Consider the following 13,407-nt stretch of genomic DNA (forward strand, 5'->3'; position numbering starts at 1 on the left):
CCCAAGCCATGCCGCGGAACGCGATTCTCATGCCACCATGACCAGTGATGACTCCAACAGAGCCCGAATGGCAGCGAGCGGATCCGCCACTGACCACCCCGTGGACCGACCGAGTCGACCCGGCCGCGGTGCTGCCCGAGTACCCACGCCCCCAGCTCCGCCGGCCGGAATGGCTGAGCCTCAACGGCGTCTGGGAGTACGCAGGATGGCCCGCTTCGCCCGCGGAGCCGCGCCCTGTCGGGTACAGCGAGCGCATCCTGGTTCCCTTCGCGCCGGAATCGGCGCTCTCCGGAATCGGCCGACGCGACGAAGTGCTCTGGTATCGGCGGTTGTTCGAGGTTCCGCAAAGCTGGCGCGGGCGACGGGTGTTGCTGCATTTCGGTGCAGTCGACCAGAAAGCCGAGGTTCGGGTCAACAACCAGACGGTGGTCACCCATGAGGGCGGGTACACGTCGTTCTCCGCGGACATCACAGACGCGCTCCGTGCATCGGGACCGCAGGAAATTACCGTTCGCGCAGAGGACCGTACGGACATCGAGCCGTACCCGATCGGCAAGCAGCGCAACGAACCTGGCGGTATCTGCTACACCCCGACGTCGGGAATTTGGCAGACCGTCTGGGTCGAGCCGGTGCCGAACGAGCGCGTTTCCTTCCTCGAAATCACCTCGGACCTATCAGGCGTCTCTGTGTTCCCGCAGGTCACCGGTGGCGCTCAAGTGGAGCTGATCGTTTCGCCGCCAAACGGCGACGAGGCAGTACGCGTTCGGAGCTCCGCCGGCGCGCGGCTGCGAGCCAACCTTCCGGAACCGCATCCGTGGTCTCCCGACGATCCGTTTCTCTACGACATCACCGTCCGGCTTCTCGATGCGCACGGTGATGTATTGGACGAAGTCGCCAGTTATTGCGGCCTGCGAACGGTAGAAATCGTCCCGGATGTCGACGGACAGCCACGGATCGCTGTGAACGGCCGGATCACCTTCCTGCACGGACCACTCGACCAGGGCTACTGGCCGGACGGCGGTTACACCGCGCCGACAGACGAGGCGCTCCGGTTCGATCTGGAGAAGACGACGGAACTCGGGTTCAACCTGGTCCGCAAGCACGTCAAGGTCGAACCCGCGCGCTGGTACTACTGGGCGGACCGGCTGGGTTTGGCGGTCTGGCAGGACATGCCGTCACTGGTCGTCTCGTTCGCCGGACCGCCCGGGCACGCGCCGGATCCGCTGCCCGAAGGACAACAACGGTTCGAGGCCGAACTGCGGGAAATGGTCGCGCAGCTGAGCAACGTCACGTCGATCGTCGCCTGGGTGCCGTTCAACGAAGGCTGGGGAGAATTCGACACTGCCCGGATTGCCGCGCTCGTAAAGGAACTCGACCCGACTCGGCTGGTGATCGCCAACAGCGGCGTGAACTGCTGTTTCTCTCGCCCCGACACTGGTGCTGGCGACATCTACGACGACCACACCTACGTCGGGCCAGGGGAGCCGCACGAGGGGGACCATCGCGCCCTGGTGGACGGTGAATACGGCGGCCTGGGCTTGGTGCTCGACGACCACATTTGGCCAGGTCCGCCCAACGCCTACGAAATGACGGCGGATTCCACGCATCTCACTCGCCGGTACGCGGAGGTGAGTGAACGCCTCGAACGGTTGGTTTCCGATCTGGGGTTGTCCGGCGCGATCTATACTCAGACCACTGATGTAGAGAACGAAGTGAACGGCCTCCTCACCTACGACCGCCGAGTGGAAAAGCTCGACTTCACCGACGCCGCGAACCACAACCGAGCGGTGATCGCGCGTGGTTCGTATCCCGACGTGAAGACCGCGGCCGAACTGGCTGGCGAGGCTTCGGACAGCCGTTGACCTGCAATTCGCCGTTGAGCGGCAACGCGAGACAGGCAGCCCTGCACTGGGCTGCGGCCTGGGGGACGAACCAGGCCGACTTGCGATTCGCCGCTCACTGGCGACGAACTGGCCAACGGTGTTTCGAAGCTGCCAGGGTTTCGTCCAGTTCGGACATGGCGGGTCACCGTCCACCGTGCTGTGCCGACGTCACTGCCGAATTAGCCTTTGAACGGCGACGGCATCCTCGGTCGTGGCACCGGCCTGACGTTGTGGTGCGCGGTGACGTCCACTCGTGGCGACTTATGGCGCTGGTCGTCAGTCGCCGATAAGTGGCGACACCACCGCGGACAAGCAGAGGTGAGGAACGCCGGATCTTTCGCCACTGAGCGGCAACGGCAGCAAACGGCTAGCGCTGTCTCCTTGGGAAGCCAGCCGCCTCGGCGTTTGCCAGCAGTTGCCGAAAAACGGCAAATGCCCTCCGGCCGCGATGAACGCTGGCCGGAGAGCAGGACCGGAGCTCAAGCAGGCAGCGCCGCTTCGATCGCCGCGACGATCGTCTCGTCTTCGGGCTCCGTGCGCGGCCGGAAGCGACCGAGCACCTTGCCGTCCGGGCTGATCAGGAACTTCTCGAAGTTCCACTGCACGTCACCGGCTTCGCCGTCCGCGTCGGGAGTTTCCGTGATGCTCGCGTAGAGCGGGTGCCGGTCTTCGCCGTTGACGTCGACCTTTTCGAACAGCGGGAAAGACACACCGTACGTGGTGGAGCAGAACGTCTGGATCTCCTCCGCCGTGCCTGGCTCCTGACCGGCGAACTGGTTGCAGGGGAACCCGACGACCGAGAAGCCCTTGTCGCCGTAGCGTTCTTGCAGGCGTTCCAGGCCGGTGTACTGCGGCGTCAACCCGCACTTCGACGCCACATTCACCACGAGCAGCGTCTTGCCGGCCAGCGGTCCGCCAAGAGTGGCGTCTTCGCCAGACAGAGTCTTGAGGGGCAGGTCGCGGATTCCCATGGAGTTCCTTTCGATCGTCATGCGCGAGGACGCCGCAGGGTGCGCGCGTCCAGATGTCCGAACGGGCCGTCGGCCCGGCGGTATTCCTCGGCCAGGGCGAGCGCGCGAGAGCGATCTCCGCTGCGCAGCAACCCTGCCAAGGCGTCGAACCGCTCGGTGTGCACACGAGCGCGCCGGCGGGCGTAGTCGGCGGCGGAGTCTTTGGTGACCATGAACGCCCAGTCGCTGGACAGTGCCATCATCGCCTCGGCGACGGCCTGATCGGCAACGGCGTCGCGAGTGGTCCCATCCTGCTTATCGACCAGGTCGAGCAGGCGGGCCTGCAGTGCGGTGTTGTCCTGCACCATGTCCGCGACCTGCTCGCCGTCCCATACACGCCAGTCCTTGCCGGAACCCCATGAGGATGCGGGCAGCTGGACCGGTTCGCCTAGGTGGCCAGCCTCGAGCGCGCCGCGCAACGTGGTCACCCGGACGCCTGCTTCGGGCAGTGCGCGCAGGATTCCTTCGAGCCACGCGGGCCCTTCGTGCCACCAATGTCCGAAGAGTTCCGTGTCGTATGCCGCAACCACTAGCGACTCGCGGCCATGTTGCTCGCGGAGAGACCTCAACCGCGCGACGACTGTCTCGACGAAATCCTTGACGTGCGAACCTAGAACGTCTGCGGCGAGCGCAGGATCGTATGGAGCTTTGTCTTGTGGCTCAACGGTTTTTCCGGTGACGCGCGACGCCTTCAGTCCGACTTCATGTGCCCAGGTGTGGAAATCCCGATACGCGGCATGGCCTGGATAGCCGGCTTTCGGCGACCAAACCCGGTAGGTGACTTCGAGATCGCGGCCGAAGCAGACGACGTCGGAGTCTCCGACGGGATGCGCGGCCGAAGTGTCACCATGGAGTGAAGGGCCGTCGACAAGGAAGCGTCGCACACCGGCATCGTGATAATCTTGTTCCATCCCCGGTGCGTAACCACATTCAGGTGCCCAAATACCTTCTTGTGCGCGGCCGATGCGCAGCGCAGTGTCCTCGAGCCCGGCCTGGAGAGCGAACCGTCGCACTCGCTGATCCAGGAGCGGCTGGAACGGATGCGCCAGCGGCCCGCCGAGCAGTTCGATCGTGTCACTGTCCACAAGCGACCGAAGGACGGGCGAGAAACCGTGCCGCCAGCGCGTTTCCAGCTCTTCGGTGGCGTGCATCGCGGCCTGGTGCTCGGCGGCGGCCAGGTCGCGCAGCAATGGATCGCCGTGCCAGAGCGTCGATGCGTGCTGCGTGCGCAGCTGCCAATGGCCGATCCAGTCGTGGCAGGCGCGGATGGCGTACGGATCGTCGAGCTGTGCGGCGAGAACCGGCGTCATGCCGAGTGTCAGGACGTCGCGTCGCCCCTCAGCGGCGAATCGGCGCAGCAGGTCGACGACCGGCAGGTACGAATGTGTCCACGCCTGGTACAGCCACTCCTCGCCGACCGGCCAGCTGCCATGGTGCGGCAGCCATGGCAGGTGGCTGTGCAGGACGAGGCAGAACGTGCCTTCGTGGGCGGGATTCCGGGCGCTCACGGGCGCACCGCCACGGCCACCAGGTCGAGGCTCGCGTCCAGGTCGTCACTGTGGACGGCGAAATCGTCGGCCCGGATCGCTGCGACGTCCGCGAGGAGGTCGGCGGGCCAGGCGGCCTGCCCGGGGAGCGAACCCATGACGACGTCTAGTTGGGCGTCGATGATCGAGCCGCCGTAACGGGTTTCCATGGTGCGCAGGGATTCCGCATGGTGCAGCCCGTTCAGCGCCGCCACGGTGAACCCGGCTGCGCGCAGCAAGTCGTCCATTTCGGACGGTGCCAGTTCGCGCGTGTGGAACGGGTTGAGCGGGGTGTCGCTGTCCGGCGTGAAAGTTAGTCGGTTCGGGGTCGTGACCAGCAGTTTTCCGCCCGGGCGCAGGACCCGGAAGCATTCGGCGAGGAAACCGTCCTGGTCCCAGAGGTGCTCGATCACCTGGAAGTTCGCCACCACGTCGACCGCGCCGTCCTGCAACGGGAGGTACGCCAGGTTCGCGCGCGCGACGTCGACACTTGGGTACCGGCGTGCAACGTGCTCGGTGGTCGGTACGTCGTAGTCCAGTGCGAGCACTCGCCGGGCATGCTGGGCGATGAGCCCGGCGCCGTAGCCCTCGCCGCAGCCGGCTTCGAGCACCGTCGCGTCGGTGCAGTGGGGGAGGAGGGCGAGGTACGCGGCTTCATGGCGGCGGAACCAGTAATTTTCCTCGGGGATGCCGGGGACGGTCCGTTCGCCGGTGAGGTGCAGTGCCTCGGCCCGGGTGGCTGCGTTGGTCACCTGCGCGACCCTAGCGCCTGTCACGTTTCGCGCAGCCGTCTCGTTCCAGCGGTATGCAACGGACGATCACGCGCATCCTCCTGATCCTGCTCGGTCTCTACACCCTGGTGCAGGGGCTGTGGCCGCTGCTCGACCCGATGGGGTTTTACCAGGACTTTCCCGGTTTCCGGCATGGCTGGGTCTCCATGGACGGGCCCTACAACGAGCACTTCATCATCGATTTCGGCGGCCTCAGCCTGGCGCTCGGCGCGATGCTGGTGGGCGCTGCCGTGATGGGCACCACAGCTGTCGCGAGGCTGGTGGCGATCGCGGCGTTGCTGTTCGCCGTCCCGCACCTCGTCTACCACGCGGGTCACGTCGGGCACTATCCGCAGCTCGACCAGGTGCTCATCATTGGCGGGCTCGCGGTGACGGTCCTGCTGCCGCTCGTGGTGCTTGTGGTCCCGGGGCGGCGAATCGAGATCAGTTCGACGGCGACACCGTGATGCTGAGCGCACCCGGGCCGACGTGAGCGCCGATCACGGTGCTTGCGTCGCCCACCACGATCTCGCCCGCGCCCGGCACGCGTTCCCGCAGCCGCCGGACGATCTCGTTCTCGTCAGAGCCGAACCGGGTCACCGCGAGGTCCACCGGCTGGTCGCCCGCGGCCTTCACCGCCAGGTCGACGAGCCGGTTCATCGCTCGTTTAGTGCCGGGAACGCGGGCGAGCGGGCTCACTTCTCCATTGCGGACGGTGAGCAGCGGCTTGATCGCGAACGCACTTCCGAGCATCGACTGGGCAGCGCCGATCCGTCCTGATCGCCGCAGGTACTCGAGCGTGTCGACATAGATCAGTTCGGTCGAGTTGCGCACTCGTCGTTCCGCGGCGTCCAACACCCGTTCGAGCTGTCCGCCGGCCCCGGCGACCCGGGCGGCGGACACCGCTGCGTAGCCGAGACTCATGCTCGCCGTCCCGCTGTCGAGGATGTGCACCGGAATCCGGACCTGCTGGGCGGCTTCGCGGGCGGCTTCGACGGTCTGCGAAAGCCGTCCGGAGATGTGCAGGCTCACGATGGCGGACGCGCCGGCGGAGGCCGCGTCCTGGTAGCTCCAGAAGAACGCGCCCGGATCCGGCGGCGAAGTCGTGACGGCCGCGCCGGATTTCATCGTCTGGATGAGCTCGCTCCGGTCGAAGCGGTGCTCGTCGTCCGTCTGGTCGCCGACATGCAGCTGGACCTGGACGACACTGATTCGCCACTGAGCGGCGAGTTGCTCGGGCAGGCACGAGGTCGAGTCGGTGACTACGGCGATGTGCGCGGACATGGTGCCGGAGCGTAACCCCTAACGGCCTACTGCGAGTAAGTGACCGTTGCTCCGATCGGGCGAGCGGCGCGCTGGAAGGGCTAACCGGCCAACTACTGGGACGATGGTCCCATTAGATTGCTCATCCAGGTGAATGCCGTCACCTCGAGGGGTCCGGCCGCGGAATTGCCCCTAATCTACCGCTCAGTAGAGCACTGTCCCGCGGCCGAGAGCCGGCCCCAACCGGGAGGTCGAAGAAGACCCATGACGAACATCGTTGTCCTGGTCAAGCAGGTACCGGACACCTACTCGGAGCGGAAGCTCTCCGGTTCCGACAACACCCTTGACCGCGAATCCGCCGACGCCGTGCTCGACGAGATCAACGAGAAGGCCGTCGAAGAGGCCCTCAAGATCAAGGAAGCCGGCGAGGGCGAAGTCACCGTGATCTCGGTCGGCCCGGACCGCGCGACCGACGCGATCCGCAAGGCGCTCTCCATGGGCGCCGACAAGGCCATCCACGTCTCCGACGAGGCGCTGCACGGCTCCGACGCGATCGCCACCGCGAAGGTCATCGCCGCCGCCGTCGGCAAGGTCGAGGGCTTCGACCTGATCCTGGCCGGCAACGAGGCGTCCGACGGCCGCGGCGCTGCCGTGCCCGCGATCCTCGCCGAGCTGCTCGGCGTGCCGCAGCTGACCTATGTGCGTCAGCTGACCGTCGAGGGCTCCGCCGTGAAGGCCGACCGCGAGACCGAAGACGGCATCACCCACCTCGAGGCGAACCTGCCGGCGCTGGTGAGCGTGAGCGAGAAGATCAACGAGCCGCGCTACCCGTCGTTCAAGGGCATCATGGCCGCGAAGAAGAAGCCGGTCGAGACGCTGACCATCGCCGACCTGGGCATCGACGCGGGCGAGGTCGGCCTCGCCAACGCGTGGTCGACGGTCGTCGAGGCCTCGCCGAAGCCGCCGCGCACCGCGGGCGAGAAGGTCGAGGACGAGGGCGACGGCGGCTCGAAGGTCGCTGAGTACCTGGTCGCGCAGAAGCTCATCTGAGACACGGTTTCGAGGAGGATTCCGGAAAATGGCTGAAGTACTCGTCCTCGTCGACCACGTCGACGGTGATGTCAAGAAGGTCACGCTCGAGCTGCTGACCGCTGCGCGCGCCCTCGGCGAGCCCTCCGCCGTCGTGGTGGGCCCGACCGGCACCGCGGCGAAGGCCAAGGAAGCGCTCGCCGGCCACGGCGCGGCGAAGGTGTACGTCGCCGAGGGCGACGACGCCGCCGGTTACCTGGTGACGCCGAAGGTCGACGTGCTCGCGAAGCTCGCCGAGCAGGTCTCCCCGGCCGCGGTGCTCGTCGCCGCCAGCGCCGAGGGCAAGGAGGTGGCCGCGCGGGTCGCGCTGCGGCTGGGCTCCGGTCTGCTCTACGACGCGGTCGGCGTGAACGCCGACGGCACCGTGGACCAGTCCATCTTCGGTGGGGCGTTCTCCGTCAAGGCCAAGGCCGCCAAGGGCGCGCCGGTCGTGTCGGTGCGTCCGGGCGCGGTCGAGGCGGAGGCCGCCGACGGCGCGGCCGCCGAGGAGACCGTCGAGATCCCGGCGCAGGACCCGGCGAAGTCCGCCAAGATCACCGGCATCGAGCCGGTCGTCGGCGGCGACCGGCCGGAGCTGACCGAGGCGTCGATCGTCGTGTCCGGTGGCCGCGGCGTCGGCTCGGCGGAGAAGTTCGACGTCGTGGAGAAGCTGGCCGACTCGCTCGGCGCGGCTGTCGGCGCGTCCCGTGCGGCCGTCGACTCCGGCTACTACCCAGCGCAGTTCCAGGTCGGCCAGACCGGCAAGACGGTGTCGCCGCAGCTGTACATCGCGCTCGGCATCTCCGGCGCGATCCAGCACCGCGCCGGCATGCAGACCTCGAAGACGATCATCGCGGTCAACAAGGATGCCGAGGCCCCGATCTTCGAGATCGCCGACTTCGGTGTGGTGGGCGACCTGTTCAACGTCGCGCCGCAGCTGACCGACGCGGTCGACAAGCGCAAGGGCTGACGTTTTCTTTTCGCTCGGAAGGCCGTCGCGTGCTCGCCACGCGGCGGCCTTCCGCGTTCTCCGGAAGCTTCCCAGCTGCCTGAGAGGAACCTGAGAACCCGCAATTAACTCAACGTGCACTGACCGGTCATCGATTGGCACTCTCCGAGGCCGCTTACCGGCAGGTACACCTTGACCATGACGTCGTCACAGCTCCTCGTCAGTACTGATCAGGCGGGTGCCGACCTTCCCGCAGGCGCTCCGCGGTATTCGCTTCTGGTCGCCAACGGGAACGATGAAGTGCTCGCCGCACAGAAACTGCGATACCGGGTTTTCGCCGAGGAGATGGGGGCGGAACTGCATTCCCCGGAGCCCGGCCGGGACGTCGACTACTTCGACGAATTCTGCGACCACCTCGTCGTCCGCGACGACAACACCGGCGAGATCGTCGGCTGCTATCGCATGCTTCCGCCGGAGCGCGCCGCGCAGGCTGGAAAGCTTTATTCGGACAGCGAATTCGACCTGACGACGCTCGCCGCCCTGCGGCCGTCCTTGGTCGAGACCGGACGGTCTTGCGTCCACCCCGACCACCGCAGCGGTGCCGTCGTGAGCCTGGTGTGGGCCGGGATCGCGCGCTACATGCTCCTTTCCGGACACCGCTATCTCGCCGGGTGCGCTTCGGTCCCGATCGACGACGGCGGCAGCTATGCCGCGGGCGTCTGGGATGTCTTGCGCACCAAGCATCACGCCGACGACTCGTTGCGCGTCTCGCCGTTGACGCCCTGGGAACCGGGCGCGATCCCACGTCCCGACCGGGCCATGCTTCCGCCGCTCATCAAGGGTTACGTGCGGCTCGGCGCCAAAGTGTGCGGCCCGCCGGCTCTCGACGCCGACTTCGGGGTCGCGGACTTTTTCGTCCTTCTTGATCTGCAGCAGGTCGACGAGCGTTACTTGAAGTTCTTCCTCGGGGCGCAAGGATGAGCCACGCATGGATGCCGACGTCGCCCTGCGGTGACGGTTGCCTCACCGACGGCGCACCGACGGTCGGCCTGCCGCGACGGATTTTGCGTTTCACCGCAGCGGTTTCAGTAGTCTTCGCGGCGTTGCTGCTCGCGCCGGCGTTGCTGGTGATTCGCGGCCGGAGCCGGGAACGCTTGGTGCGCCGGATCTTCCGGGCAGTGCTGAGGGCGTTCGGCGTGCGGATGTCCGTGGTCGGCGGCGGGGACTTCCTCCTCGCCGCCCCCGCGGGTCGCGGTGCGCTCGTGGTGAACAACCACATCTCGTGGCTGGACATCATTGCGATCAACGCGCTGCGCCCGATGCGGGCCCTCGCGAAGATCGAGATCGCCTCCTGGCCGATCTTAGGGGCGCTTGTCCGTCGCGGGGGCAGCATTTTCCTGGACCGCAACCGTTTGCGCGCTCTGCCGGACACCATGTCCGAACTTGCCGACAGCCTCCGCGCCGGCGCGCTCGTCAACGTGACTCCCGAGGGCACCACCTGGTGCGGCTTGGCCTCCGGCCGCTTCACGACGGCCACCTTCCAAGCCGCGATCGACGGCGGTGTTCCGGTCCGGCCGATCGCCCTCCGCTACCGCCTCGCCGATGGCCGCGAAACCAGTCAGCCGGCGTTCATCGGACCGGAGTCGCTCATCGCGTCTTTACGCCGGGTCGCCGCGCTGCGCGGCCTGGTGCTGGAAGTGCATGTGTGCCCGGAGATCGCTCCCGGCCGCGCAGAGGACCGCCGTTCGCTGGCCGCCCTTGCCGAAGCGGCTGTCCACTCGGCCCTCGGCACAGTCCGCATCCCGCCGCAGCGTCGTCGCCGGGTTCTCGTCGGCCGCCCTGCGGATTCCCAGCCGGTTGCGCACTGACGAACCCCCTGGTCACGGGGCCGCGGAGGGGAGTTGCCGTTTTTTGGCGACACCTTCTCCGCGGCTCCCAGCCCAGCCGCGGTTAGCCTTTCGGCTGACAGTGGACCAGCCCATTCGCCACTCAATGGCGACAGCCGCCCGACTCGCCTCACCGCCGGATGGCTACCCGCTCGTCGCCTGTAACCGCCACCTCGTCATCCGCCACTCGCCTCCCAGCGGCGAATCACTCAGGTCGGCGCGCCTAATTTCCGCGACTCACATCTCTCGCCGCTGAATGGCGACAGTCGCGTATCGTCGGCGCGTCTGCCCACGGTGCTTAGCCTTTTCGCCACTGAGCGGCAACGGCCTACGCGCCGCGGTCGCCGTAAACCGGCAACACCAACTTGCCGAGCCGTGTCGTCCTCAAGGCTAGCCGACGAACATGGTCAAGAAATGGCAAGAGTCAGCTTCCCGCCGGGGTGCCCGTTCCGGCTCTCCTCTTGCGCAGCCGCTGCTTCCGCCAAGGGGAACGTCTTACCCTGCGCAATCCGCAACCCGTTGTGTACATATCCGAGGATCTCGTTCAGGACCTCTTGTGTCTGTCCGTCCTGGCCACCAGACGAAAACGGCACTCCGAGTTCGAAGGCCGCACCGTCGGCAATGGTCACGATGCGATCCTTCGACCCGCGCAACTCGATCGATTCCGGCAAAACGCCATGGCCGGACGCGTCGAACACCGCATCGACCGGTCGGTCCGCCACTGCACGGACCCGCTCGAGCCACCCGTCGCCGTAACGCACTGGAATCGCACCCAGCGCTTTCACCTCATTGAGATTGTGTTGTCCAGCCGTCCCGATTACCGTCGCGCCCAATGCGACCGCGATCTGTGTCGCGAAACGACCGACAGCGCCGCTCGCTCCGTGGACAACCAACAGCTCGCCAGCTTTGACGTCGAGCAGCCGCAACACGCGCAACGCAGTTTCGCCAGCAACCGGCAACGCAGCCGCGTCTTCCCAGGAGAGGCCGACAGGCTTGCGAACGATCGCACCGCCGAGCGCGTACTCCGCGTATCCGCCGGTCGCCGACCAGCCGAACACCTCATCTCCGACGCCGAATTCAGCACCGTCGCCCACCGCGTCGACCACTCCGGCGATCTCCAACCCCGGAATCTGCGGAGTTTTGAGCGCCGCACCGCCAGCCATCGCCCCCGAACGAATCTTCCAGTCGATCGGGTTGATCCCCGCGCGCCGGACCGCGACCCGGACCTGCCCCGGGCCAGGCTCCGGTGTCGGAACCTCGTTCAGTTGCAGCACTTCGGGCCCGCCGTACTCGGCGAAAGTGATGGCTCGCATCTCGGTTCGCACTCTCCTTCGGTCGCCGTACGTCCTACTTAAAGCCAGCCAGCATCCGGCGCATTCCGAACCGCACGCTCGATTCGCCAGTCAACGGCAAAACCCGGGCTCTGTCGCGCTCGACCACCAGCTCTGAGCCTGATCCATCGTTCTAGGCGACTGCAACGACGTCGCCAGTTACCCGGTGTCATCAACTTCCTGTGCCGAGCGACCCTCGCTCGGCCCGCCGCCGCATCCACGGGCTGACGCCAACCTGAGGCAACGATCCACCCTGGATGCGATCCGCCCCACTGTTCACCCCTGAAGACCTACGGGTGGCTTGACCTCCAGAGCGCTGGAGGTTGCAAGCTTCCGATCATGAGCCAGGCCGTCGAAGCGCAGCCTCGAAAAAGTGTCCTCTGGAGTCGCGAACACCGCCTTGTCACCGTCGGGCTGTTGCTTGTGGTCACGCTGGTGGCCTTTGAAAACATGGGCGTCGCCACCGCGATGCCGACGCTGGTCGCCGAACTTCACGGTCTTGCGCTCTACTCGTGGCCGTTCACCACGTTCCTGGTGGCGAGCGTCGTCGCCACCGTCTTGTCCGGACGGCTAGGCGACCGTCGAGGCCCAGCGCCAGCACTGCTAGTGGGGCCGGCTCTGTTTGCCGCAGGACTAGCTGTCGCAGGCATCGCCACGACGATGCCGACGCTCCTGGTCGGCCGAGCCCTGCAGGGCTTCGGCTCGGGGTTTCTGCTGGTGTCCGTCTCGCTGCTGATCGCACTGACGTTCACCGACCGCGAACGCCCCGTCATCTACGCGGCGAACGCGACCGCTTGGGTTCTCCCCGCGGTCATCGGCCCGTCCGTCGCCGGCGTGGTGACCGTGACGGTGGGCTGGCGATGGGTCTTCCTCGGGCTGCTTCCCCTGGTCGGGATCGGAATTGCTCTCCTTTACAAGATCACTCGCCGCTTGCCTGCCCATGTGCCGCTGCCAGCCGGACGTCGCGCGGGCGTCATCGCCGCCGTCGTCGCCGCGCTCGGCGTTGCCGCCCTGAGCTGGGCCGCCCAACACCCATCGCCTGCCGCAATCGCATACGGAACCCTGGGTCTTGTCGCGCTAGCCGTCGCACTGCGCAAACTCCTGCCTGCCGGAACGATGACCTTTCGCCCCGGACTGCCCACGGTGGTCGCCTCCCGCGCCTTGATCGCCGGCGCATATGCAGGAATGGAGGCGTATCTCCCACTGACCATGACCGCCGTTCACGGCTACAGCCCCGCACTCGCTGGCTTGCCGCTCACCATCACCGCTCTCGGCTGGTCCGCCGCATCCGCCCTCCAAGGCCGGTTCCTCGACTGGTCCCGCGAGGCATCGCTGCGTACTGGTTTCGCACTCGTCGCGATCGGCCTGGTCGGCTTCGGCTTTGTCGCCCAACCGTGGTTCCCGGCCTGGGTGGCCTTCGCTGTTTGCGCGGTCGGCGGGGCCGGGATGGGAATCGCGATGCCCGCCATCTCGGTCCTCCTACTGCGTTACTCCCCGGAGGGAGAGCGCGGCTTCAACACCTCCGCGATGCAGCTCGCCGACTGGGTCGGATCAGCGCTGCTCATCGGGCTCGGCGGGGTACTCCTGGCCGCTGTCGCGTCCGCCGCCCAGCCGTCCTCCGCGATGGGACTGCTCAGTATCGCCCTCGTCCTGCTGGCGCTGCTCGGCGTCCAACTCACGAGCAGGTGGCCGAAACAGGTGTGACGTGCCACTCCGCGGCC

At 66.9% G+C, this 13,407-nt stretch carries 12 protein-coding genes; 7 read left to right on the forward strand and 5 right to left on the reverse strand.

Features of this window, described 5'->3' with window-relative positions:
- Positions 1-47: 47 nt before the first annotated feature.
- Positions 48-1,862 (forward strand): glycoside hydrolase family 2 protein, encoded by a 1,815-nt coding sequence (locus tag WA670_RS17030; RefSeq protein ID WP_037811823.1) that lies wholly within the window; start codon positions 48-50, stop codon positions 1,860-1,862.
- A 500-nt stretch (positions 1,863-2,362) separates the two neighbouring features.
- Here the strand turns inward: WA670_RS17030 and WA670_RS17035 are convergent, their stop codons facing one another.
- From WA670_RS17035 to WA670_RS17045, 3 genes are read right to left on the reverse strand one after another with little or no spacing between them, the layout of a single operon-like run.
- The gene (locus WA670_RS17035) at positions 2,363-2,854 is read right to left on the reverse strand and encodes a glutathione peroxidase (protein WP_037811822.1); all 492 of its coding nucleotides are present in this window, start codon (positions 2,852-2,854) and stop codon (positions 2,363-2,365) included.
- A 17-nt stretch (positions 2,855-2,871) separates the two neighbouring features.
- On the reverse strand, positions 2,872-4,401 hold the full coding sequence (locus tag WA670_RS17040) for a 1,4-alpha-glucan branching protein domain-containing protein (RefSeq protein WP_037811821.1): 1,530 nt from the start codon (positions 4,399-4,401) through the stop codon (positions 2,872-2,874).
- Positions 4,398-5,171: a class I SAM-dependent methyltransferase gene (locus tag WA670_RS17045; protein ID WP_037811820.1), complete on the reverse strand. Its 774-nt coding sequence runs from the start codon at positions 5,169-5,171 to the stop codon at positions 4,398-4,400. Before WA670_RS17045 ends, WA670_RS17040 begins: the two co-directional genes overlap by 4 nt.
- A gap of 53 nt (positions 5,172-5,224) precedes the next feature.
- Here WA670_RS17045 and WA670_RS17050 point away from each other — a divergent pair, with 53 nt between their 5' ends.
- Positions 5,225-5,656: a hypothetical protein gene (locus WA670_RS17050; protein WP_037811819.1), complete on the forward strand. Its 432-nt coding sequence runs from the start codon at positions 5,225-5,227 to the stop codon at positions 5,654-5,656.
- On the opposite strand, the gene WA670_RS17055 is transcribed toward WA670_RS17050, so the two are convergent.
- Positions 5,634-6,473, reverse strand: a complete 840-nt coding sequence (locus WA670_RS17055; protein ID WP_043839119.1) for a DegV family protein — start codon at positions 6,471-6,473, stop codon at positions 5,634-5,636. The genes WA670_RS17050 and WA670_RS17055 overlap by 23 nt on opposite strands.
- A 243-nt stretch (positions 6,474-6,716) precedes the next feature.
- Here WA670_RS17055 and WA670_RS17060 point away from each other — a divergent pair, with 243 nt between their 5' ends.
- The 4 genes from WA670_RS17060 (at position 6,717) to WA670_RS17075 (ending at position 10,337) form a co-directional block, all read left to right on the forward strand.
- On the forward strand, positions 6,717-7,502 hold the full coding sequence (locus WA670_RS17060; RefSeq protein ID WP_037811817.1) for an electron transfer flavoprotein subunit beta/FixA family protein: 786 nt from the start codon (positions 6,717-6,719) through the stop codon (positions 7,500-7,502).
- Positions 7,503-7,530: 28 nt separating this feature from the next.
- Positions 7,531-8,490: an electron transfer flavoprotein subunit alpha/FixB family protein gene (locus tag WA670_RS17065; RefSeq protein ID WP_037811816.1), complete on the forward strand. Its 960-nt coding sequence runs from the start codon at positions 7,531-7,533 to the stop codon at positions 8,488-8,490.
- Positions 8,491-8,667: 177 nt separating this feature from the next.
- The gene (locus WA670_RS17070) at positions 8,668-9,450 is read left to right on the forward strand and encodes a GNAT family N-acetyltransferase (protein WP_037811815.1); all 783 of its coding nucleotides are present in this window, start codon (positions 8,668-8,670) and stop codon (positions 9,448-9,450) included.
- Complete coding sequence (locus tag WA670_RS17075; RefSeq protein ID WP_037811814.1) at positions 9,447-10,337, forward strand: lysophospholipid acyltransferase family protein; 891 nt, start codon at positions 9,447-9,449, stop codon at positions 10,335-10,337. The genes WA670_RS17070 and WA670_RS17075 overlap by 4 nt, the downstream gene beginning before the upstream one ends.
- 425 nt (positions 10,338-10,762) lie before the next feature.
- Here the strand turns inward: WA670_RS17075 and WA670_RS17080 are convergent, their stop codons facing one another.
- On the reverse strand, positions 10,763-11,668 hold the full coding sequence (locus tag WA670_RS17080) for an NADP-dependent oxidoreductase (RefSeq protein ID WP_037811813.1): 906 nt from the start codon (positions 11,666-11,668) through the stop codon (positions 10,763-10,765).
- 357 nt (positions 11,669-12,025) lie between these two features.
- Between WA670_RS17080 and WA670_RS17085 the strand changes: the two genes are divergently transcribed.
- Positions 12,026-13,390, forward strand: a complete 1,365-nt coding sequence (locus tag WA670_RS17085; RefSeq protein ID WP_134665612.1) for an MFS transporter — start codon at positions 12,026-12,028, stop codon at positions 13,388-13,390.
- Positions 13,391-13,407 lie beyond the last annotated feature (17 nt).

This window comes from Amycolatopsis sp. VC5-11 (assembly GCF_037034185.1).
Lineage (GTDB): Bacteria > Actinomycetota > Actinomycetes > Mycobacteriales > Pseudonocardiaceae > Amycolatopsis > Amycolatopsis nivea.

Bases quoted from the DNA above. Each gene is read 5' to 3' on its own strand.
- WA670_RS17030 (WP_037811823.1), top strand. From the start codon at position 48: ATGACTCCAACAGAGCCCGAATGGCAGCGAGCGGATCCGCCACTGACC.
- WA670_RS17035 (WP_037811822.1), bottom strand. From the start codon at position 2,854: ATGGGAATCCGCGACCTGCCCCTCAAGACTCTGTCTGGCGAAGACGCC.
- WA670_RS17050 (WP_037811819.1), top strand. From the start codon at position 5,225: ATGCAACGGACGATCACGCGCATCCTCCTGATCCTGCTCGGTCTCTAC.
- WA670_RS17055 (WP_043839119.1), bottom strand. From the start codon at position 6,473: ATGTCCGCGCACATCGCCGTAGTCACCGACTCGACCTCGTGCCTGCCC.
- WA670_RS17060 (WP_037811817.1), top strand. From the start codon at position 6,717: ATGACGAACATCGTTGTCCTGGTCAAGCAGGTACCGGACACCTACTCG.
- WA670_RS17065 (WP_037811816.1), top strand. From the start codon at position 7,531: ATGGCTGAAGTACTCGTCCTCGTCGACCACGTCGACGGTGATGTCAAG.
- WA670_RS17070 (WP_037811815.1), top strand. From the start codon at position 8,668: ATGACGTCGTCACAGCTCCTCGTCAGTACTGATCAGGCGGGTGCCGAC.
- WA670_RS17075 (WP_037811814.1), top strand. From the start codon at position 9,447: ATGAGCCACGCATGGATGCCGACGTCGCCCTGCGGTGACGGTTGCCTC.
- WA670_RS17080 (WP_037811813.1), bottom strand. From the start codon at position 11,668: ATGCGAGCCATCACTTTCGCCGAGTACGGCGGGCCCGAAGTGCTGCAA.
- WA670_RS17085 (WP_134665612.1), top strand. From the start codon at position 12,026: ATGAGCCAGGCCGTCGAAGCGCAGCCTCGAAAAAGTGTCCTCTGGAGT.